We start from the raw sequence: 7,415 nt of genomic DNA, 5'->3' as shown, positions 1-7,415 counted from the left end.
GGGTGCGGCACCGTCGTGGGAGGTGGGTTGGCCGGGTCAGCACCGTCGTACGAGGTGGGCCGGGTGCGACACCATCCCCGAAGGAGGGGCCGGGTGCGGGGCCGTCCTAGGAGGTGGGACCGGGCGGGGTCACCCCCAGGGCGGGGAGCAGATACGTCTCCTCGTAGACGAAATGCTCCTCGATCCCGGCCACGGTCCGCTCCAACTCCCCCCGCAGCCAGGTCAGGTCCTGCCCGTCATCACTCTCCACGAGCTTGGTGAGCCGGTCGAGCCCGGCGGCCACCTGCCGATGCTCTTCCCTCAACCGCTCAATGACGGGGGCGATCTCGGGATAGCGCTGCTCGAAGACGGGAAAGGCGCCGTCCTCCATGGTGTGGTGGTGGTGAAGCCCGAGGCAGTACTCGAGGCAGCGGGCTCGTAACTGCTGCACGAGGGAGACACCGTCGCCGTTCCCACCCACGGCCGCTGTGAGCCCGCCCTCCTCGTCGAGCGCGGCCCGCAACGCCGCGAGCTGCGCACGCAGTTCCCTATGCCCGACGAGCAACTGCCGCCCGGCGGCTTGGCTGTCGATGTGCTGAGGAACTGGCATGGAGACCCTCCAGAACAGTTTGTTTTCAAAGCAAACTCACCTTGAGATTACAGAGGCGCCCGGACTTACGTCAATCACTCAACTGCCTGACCCGTCCGCCCCCTAGCGGGCCACGAGCGGGCCGACCTCGCGGCGGAGTACGCCACGGAGACGCAGAGCGGGACAGAGGGAACGGTCCGGTGCGGGTTCGTTGTCCATCCTGGACGCAACGGCGGTACGCATCTCGCTACTGAACTCGGCAAGTTCGTCCTGGCTGAACCAAAGGACACCGCGACGACGGCGCTGCGCGAGACTCATGCAACCGCCCAGCCACTGTCGCATTACGCACTGTTGCCGTTCAGGCACCCGCGATAGCCTGACGACGTCCGGCAAGGACGCCGCGAGCTGCGTGGACGAACGACACAACGCAGCAGAGCACAAGCGGTGACACACGGCGCACGAGGGGGATCGTGGAGCGGCGCGACGCGCGTGGGCACTACGAGGAGCTGGCAGCCGAGTACGACGAGCACTGGGTCTACGGTCCCGACTACGTTCCCTGGATGTCCGGCCGGATCGTCGAGGCGTTGCGGCTCCGTCCCATGGACCGAATCGCCGACATCGGCTCGGGCACCGGCCTGTTCGCCAAGGAAGTAGCCAGGCAGGTCCAACCACTCCGTCCACTTCTCTGCGTCGATCCGTCCGAGGCGATGCTCCGTCGGCTCGGCACACCGCCGCCACCCGATCTGGCGCCGATCGTCGCGTCCGCCGAGGACATTGCAGAACAGCGCGCCCACCTGCCGTACGAGCAGCTCGACGCGATGTGGTTGAAGGAGTCGGTGCATCATGTGACCGACCCCGCGCACACGCTCCAGGGCCTCAGCGACCAACTGGCCCCCGGAGGCCGACTGCTGGTGGTGATGCTCCCGGCCACCATCCAATACCCACTCTTCAAGGCGGCCCTCGACCGTTTCGAGGAGCTACAGCCGGACCCGGCCGTCATCGAGCGGCATTTGCGCGCATCAGGGCTGCAAGCCGAACTCACCCACGTCGAGCACAAGCTGCGTATCGGCAGGGACAGGTACCTCGGCATGGTGCGTGCCCGCTATATGTCTCTGCTCTCCACCTTCAGCGACAACGAGATCGAGAAGGGCATCGAAGAGATGCGCATCGCTCATCCGGAGCCCGTCCTTGTATTTCCCGACCGGTTCACGTTCATCCTCGGGCAACGGCGAGGTGGGAACAGGTGAGTACCGTGGTCGACGAACGGCTGCGGCGCCTACGGAGCGAACTCGACGATCACTCACGGATCGCCGATCGGCTGGGGCTCGATCTGGAACGGCCGCTGAGGTCCCTCAACGACGGTTATCCCGAGAACGCCGTCGCCCTCATCGGCAAACTGACCGAGAAGTTACTCAAGGAGCTGTGGCGTCACCACGGCATCGAGGGCGACCCCTCGACCAAAGCCCTGAACGACCTCGTCAAACGCTGTCGTCCGCACATCCGGAGCAGCACGGTCATCGACGCGCTCGAAGACATCCGGCGGCTCCGCAACCGGTCCACGCACGATGGGTACGACATCAGCGACGAGGACGGACTGCTGGCGGTCCGCAGGCTCGTCGACGTGCTGGTCTGGTTCACCGACACCGGGAGCGCGGCGCTTCTTGGCGGTGAACCGGACATGGCGCCCGAGGTGGCGGGCCGCTGCGAGTTCCTGGCCGGGCTGTACGTCACCCTCGGCTACCGGCAGGCCAAGCGGTTCGTCCTCAGCCCCGACACCGTGTATCAACTCTTCTGCCGCGAGTCGGGTATGCGCCTGGAGTACGTGGAGCTGATGCTCTCCAGGGACGCGGACGATCTGAGCACCGTCCTTGCCGCGAGCGGTGGCGAGCTGCTGCGCACCCGGCTGCCCAAGCTCACCCGGTTCGTCGTAGTGGACGACGACGGTGCGGCGCCCGGCGCCCTGCATCGGATGCTGGGCCTGGACTTCCGGATCGTGCGATACGACGGTTTCGTCGACACTATCGTCAGTGTCGAGACGCACCTCGCTGACCTCGCCTCGGCGGACGACCCTGCCGAACCACGGACCGCCGTTGCCGCAGCGGCTCTGACCACGGACCCGCTTACCGGTGAGTCGAAGGTGGAGCGGTCCGGGGACGCAGCTGGGTTGCTGGCGCGCCTCGCGCGCGGCAGCGCGAACGTCCTGGTCACCGGTCGCCCGGGCAGCGGCAAGAGCACGCTTCTGCGCTCCCTGGCCGTCAACCCCGAGATCCGCCGCTTCCGCTTCTACTTCGACCTGGGGCTCAAACCGAAGGACGAACCGTTCTCCGAGTACGCGGCGCGCATCCTGACGCCGGCCATGGCCTCGGAACGCTCGCGCGCCTACGACCTGTTCCTCTACCTGATCCGTTCGGGGACCGCGCTGTGCGTGCTCGATGCTGTCGACGAGGGTGTCGAGGAGGCCAGCCCCGCAGGGTTCCTGCGGCTCTTCGCGGATCTCGCGGCCGTTCTGTCGGCCGAATCGGCGGTGGTCATGAGTTCGCGGGTGTCCTTCCTCGCGGACTCGCCTCAGGTGCGTCAGCTGCTGGACAGCGGTGCGGGCCGCTCGGAGCAGTTGGTAGAGCAGATGTACGCGAACGGCGTCGACCCGTCGCGTGTACCGCACTTCCATGTCGTACGCCTGGCCGAGCCCGAGGCCACTCCTCTGGAGAAGCGTCTGACTGCGGCGCTGGAGCTTCCACCGGGGCGGACGCTCGCGGAGATCCTCGGCGCACACATCACGCGGACGCTGACCGAGCGTGGGCGGCCCGAACTGGAGCAGCAGCTGCCGACCGCGTTCGGACCTGCCTTCCTCACCGACCGGACCGTATTCTCCCTCCTCGACCTGCACCGGCAACTGGGGGCAGACGCCTTCACGGACGGACGCCTCGAACTCGATGCGTGCGTTCTCGCACCGCTCCTGCGCCCTGCCGGGCCGGATCACGTCGCGTTCGTGCACACGGCGTACCAGGAACTACTGGCCGCCCGACATCTTGCCGAGCCCGCGAGCCGGGACGCGGCAGCCGACATTCCCGACGGCGCCTTCCTCACCGAGCAGGTGCGTGCCTTCCTCGCCGGAATGCCCGGCAGTCCAGGAACGGACGACTGCGTACTGCCCGCGGGGGCGTACCTGGTCGGTCCGGCCGAACGGCTGCTGATCCGTCACGTCCAGCGTCCTGTTCGCTTCGACCGCCATGCGGTGACCGTCGCCCGCTACCGCCGCTTCCTCGACGCGCTCGAATCGGACGGCACGTCGCAGTGGGACCACCCCGAACAGCCCGCCCACGTCACACACCGCCCCTGGACCGACCGGCTGCGCCGCCCCGACTACTACGAGAATTCACGCTACGACGACCACCCGGCCATCTGCGTCAACTGGTGGAGCGCGTACGCCTGTGCGGCATTCGAAGGCAAACGTCTGCCGACCTCTCTCGAATGGGAGGCTGCCGCACGCGGCACCGACGGGCGGCTGTTCCCCTGGGGCGACACGCCCGACAGCGCTCGCGTCAACTGCGCCGACTCGTGGGTCGGCCGGCCGGTGGTGACATACCAGGCGTGGTATCGGGACTTCGCGGACGACGCCGTTCGCCGGGCCGGGGTGACTTCCGTCGACAAACGCCCGGGCAACCGCTCCCCGTTCGGTGTCCTCGACTTGGTGGGCAACTGCTGGGAATGGACCTCTACCAGCCTGACCGACCCCGGCGAGGCGGTCATCTGCGGCGGCAGCTACGACAACCCGATGCGCGCGGTGCAGGCCAGCACCAAAGGCATCTACCGAAAGCGTGGCGGAAGCAATGCGGTTGGCTTCCGGTGCGTGCAGGACATCGTCGCCGACACCACTGGAGAAGAGGAGCCGACGGTATGAGTGGCGGCGGACCGCGGCAGGGAACCATCGTCGACAGGCGACCGAGCGGCGGGGGGCCAAGCGGCGCGCTCGGCTCCTACATCATCCGGGACGACGAGGACGAGCGGTACTACGGCTTCGACTACCGGCAGATCGTGACCGAGGGGTTCCGGACCGTCCGCACAGGCGAACGTGTCCGCTTCCACGTCAGCGCCGAAAGCCCCGACCGGGCGGAGTTCGTCATCCGCCTCGACCAGCCCGAAGCTGCCGAGTACTACGGATGACCGCCGGTGTTCCGCCCCTGGACGACGTCATGGGAGCGCGCCAGGAGCTGACGGTCGTCCTGCCCGTACGGCTGCTACATGCCCCCCGCTGGGCCGAAGGGCCGTTCCCGTTCGAGCTGGGCAGCCGCCGTACCGACGCGGTAGCCCGGTCCACGTACTTCGCGCCCGCCTCCGCCCGCGCCCTCTACGGGGCGCCCGGGCGGCCTCGCCGCTGGTACCTGCCGCTGGACACCAAGCACGACGGACTACACCTGCTTGGCGTGGAACTCCTGCGCGCGGCCACCGCCCGCAACCCCGAACACGCGCTCGCCGTCCTGCACTTCAGCGTGGACAGACCACTGCTGCCAGTGCTGCGGGTGCTGGCCGGGCGGAGGCAGAGCACCGCAACGGAACTCCTCACCGGGCCCTTCGACCCGGCTGGGCTGCTCGCCGGCATCGCGGACGTCCGTGACCCCGCCGCGCCGTTCGCCATCGCCCGGCCCTACACCATCAGCTTCATGACCCCGACGACCCAGGATGCCCCCGCCCTTCGCACAGGCCTGGAAGGGGCGCTTCCCGCCACCGCGGACCGATGGCTGTGGCAGCTGGCGTCACGCTCCATACCGGAGGACTTCCCCCTCCCTCCGGAGACAGCCGACGCACAGCTCAAGGACACCGTACGGATCTCGGCGGACTGGAGCGCCCTGGTGCTACGGCAAGGGGCTGCCTTCCTCGGCCACCGGCCCGACACCGGCGCCGGCGACTTCTTCGAGTTCGGTGCGCTGCACTCTCGTACGGTCTACCTCGACGCCCTGCTCCTCGGTTCCCTCCAGCGCGATCACATCGACGAACTCACCGACGAACTGTCCGAGGTGTTCAATTCCTCCCGTCTGGCACGCCGGGTGGCCACCCTGGAGAGGAACATCGCAGTGTTCCGCAGCACCTACTGGAGACAGCACCTCACCGCCCACGGCGCGGCGAACGATCTTCTGCTCGCCTTCCAGAACCAGCACCGACTCCCCGCCCGCTTCAACGAGATCCTGGCCGAAGCCGCCGACTACAGCAGGCTCGTACAGACCCAGGAAAGCCAGCAGATCAGCGGAGCCCTGGGCGTCCTCACCATTCTCGGCCTACCCCTCGGCACGGCCCTCGGCATCCTGCAGGTCCTCGACGACCACTCCGTGTCACACCTGCTCATCGCACTCGGTCTTTCGGTCGCCGCCGCAGCGGCAGTCCTCACCACCCGGTATGGGCGCCTGGTCCTGTCATCGCTGCGGGGCGGAGACAGAAGGACGTAGAAGACGAGGGCAGTATGGATCAGCTGTATTCGGCTGACCTTTTCTGCACGGCACCGCTTCATCGAGCGCTACAACCCGATGATGGCCGACGCGCCATCCGAAGCGGGCTGCGGGACGTCCAGCGGCACCGACGCCCCCACGGCGAACCCCTTGCTAGAAGTGGGCGTCGGCATCCGTATCGGTCGCCGCCAGCACCGCGACTCGCGTACGGCTGGGGTCGAGGACGGCGAAAGCCAAGTCCGCCGTGTCATGGTGGAACCAGTCCGTGAACGCCATGAAGCGCAGCCAGCGATGATCGGAGGCTCGGCGCACCGCCTCCGAGAACGGGATGTCGTCGGGCAGCCCCATCAGCGCGTACAGACTGTTCCAGGCGTGCAGTCGGGCGTACGGGCCGCCCTGTCCCTGTCCCTCCACCCCGCCGTTGTGTGCTGCCGCGAACAGTTCGTTGAGCACGTCGTCGGGCGTGGTGTGGCAGGCGAGGGCACGGCCTCGGCGCGTGCCCTCGCCTGCCATGGATTCCAGGGGCAGTTCCTTGACGAGTGAGATGTTGAGGTCGTCTGGGTCGAGCGAGTTCGACAGCGCGAAGAAGCGCGCTTCGGGCTCATCGGACCAGCCGCTGACGGTGAACGGCTCCGAGGCCATCCCCGCGCGCTCGGTGTCGGAGCGTTCAACGGCTGTGCGCCCGGCGGCCGCACCGCCGTCGGTGGGGGGAATCTCCGAGAACCGCGACCGCAGCTGGTCCGGGGTCTTGACGGACCCGAAGCCCCGTACGCGGACCCCGAACCGGTGCTCGATGTCCAGGCGTACCCTCGGCAACCGAGCCAGCGGATGCCCCAGTTCGCGCAGTCTCTCCGCGTAGGCGTCCAGTGCGGGCCGGCCACGCCCCGCTCCGATCATGGCGAACTCCCCGAGCATGCAGGCCCGTACCTCCACGGCAGGGTCTTCGAGCTCCTCAGGGAGGTCCCCGAACAAGGGCTCCAGATCACGCAGTTGCTGGTTCTTGACCAGCTTTTCGGCGATCGAGCGCCGCAGTCTGTCACCTCCCTGCCGATGCTCAGGATCTGGCGGTACCAACCGCCCCACGATGTCCACGGCGAACCGCGCGCAGTCACGGGAACGCGTGTCGGCGAGAGCCTCGGCGATCCGTCCCACGATCCGCACCGCGGAGGGTCCCTCGAAGCCCGCAGGTCCCTCAACGAATGCCCGGCCGCTCACCTGCTCCGCTGCCTGGTACAGCTCCTCCGGGCGTGACTCGGCCAGCTGCTTCAGTTCCGCCGGATCGGACCGCTCCCAGAAGGGCCGACGGGAAGCACCACCACCGGGCATCAGCTCGTTGTCGTTCACTCCCGAAGTCTACGAGGAGGGGTCTAGTAACTTTGCTGAGGCATACGCGCCTTGAGTGAGCA

The 7,415-nt window shown here is 67.9% G+C and carries 6 protein-coding genes; 4 read left to right on the top strand and 2 right to left on the bottom strand.

The genetic code is table 11. The features are described 5' to 3' along the window. Window positions 1-106: 106 nt before the first annotated feature. On the bottom strand, window positions 107-589 hold the full coding sequence (locus AOK17_RS25880; protein WP_055614950.1) for a hemerythrin domain-containing protein: 483 nt from the start codon (window positions 587-589) through the stop codon (window positions 107-109). Window positions 590-1,128: 539 nt separating this feature from the next. Between AOK17_RS25880 and AOK17_RS25875 the strand changes: the two genes are divergently transcribed. The 4 genes from AOK17_RS25875 to AOK17_RS25860 are packed head-to-tail and all read left to right on the top strand — an operon-like array spanning window position 1,129 to window position 6,009. Continuing rightward, the gene (locus tag AOK17_RS25875) at window positions 1,129-1,815 is read left to right on the top strand and encodes a class I SAM-dependent methyltransferase (protein WP_245697348.1); all 687 of its coding nucleotides are present in this window, start codon (window positions 1,129-1,131) and stop codon (window positions 1,813-1,815) included. Further along, window positions 1,812-4,469: an SUMF1/EgtB/PvdO family nonheme iron enzyme gene (locus AOK17_RS25870; RefSeq protein ID WP_055614948.1), complete on the top strand. Its 2,658-nt coding sequence runs from the start codon at window positions 1,812-1,814 to the stop codon at window positions 4,467-4,469. Before AOK17_RS25875 ends, AOK17_RS25870 begins: the two co-directional genes overlap by 4 nt. Further along, entirely contained in the window at window positions 4,466-4,732 is a 267-nt protein-coding gene (locus AOK17_RS25865; protein ID WP_055614947.1) for a hypothetical protein, read from the top strand. Before AOK17_RS25870 ends, AOK17_RS25865 begins: the two co-directional genes overlap by 4 nt. After that, window positions 4,729-6,009, top strand: coding sequence for a hypothetical protein (locus tag AOK17_RS25860; RefSeq protein WP_055614946.1), 1,281 nt, complete (start codon window positions 4,729-4,731; stop codon window positions 6,007-6,009). The genes AOK17_RS25865 and AOK17_RS25860 overlap by 4 nt, the downstream gene beginning before the upstream one ends. 153 nt (window positions 6,010-6,162) lie before the next feature. Here AOK17_RS25860 and AOK17_RS25855 read toward each other — a convergent pair whose 3' ends face one another. Next, window positions 6,163-7,353, bottom strand: a complete 1,191-nt coding sequence (locus AOK17_RS25855; protein ID WP_245697346.1) for a DUF6183 family protein — start codon at window positions 7,351-7,353, stop codon at window positions 6,163-6,165. Window positions 7,354-7,415: the final 62 nt, after the last annotated feature.

Origin of the sequence: Streptomyces phaeochromogenes, assembly GCF_001418655.1 — a bacterium.
In the GTDB taxonomy this organism is placed as follows: domain Bacteria; phylum Actinomycetota; class Actinomycetes; order Streptomycetales; family Streptomycetaceae; genus Streptomyces; species Streptomyces phaeochromogenes.
Note: the sequence above shows the minus strand (reverse complement) of the source record. Positions and strands in the feature narration are given on the sequence as shown.

Bases quoted from the DNA above. Each gene is read 5' to 3' on its own strand.
- AOK17_RS25860 (WP_055614946.1), top strand. From the start codon at position 4,729: ATGACCGCCGGTGTTCCGCCCCTGGACGACGTCATGGGAGCGCGCCAG.
- AOK17_RS25875 (WP_245697348.1), top strand. From the start codon at position 1,129: ATGTCCGGCCGGATCGTCGAGGCGTTGCGGCTCCGTCCCATGGACCGA.
- AOK17_RS25880 (WP_055614950.1), bottom strand. From the start codon at position 589: ATGCCAGTTCCTCAGCACATCGACAGCCAAGCCGCCGGGCGGCAGTTG.
- AOK17_RS25865 (WP_055614947.1), top strand. From the start codon at position 4,466: ATGAGTGGCGGCGGACCGCGGCAGGGAACCATCGTCGACAGGCGACCG.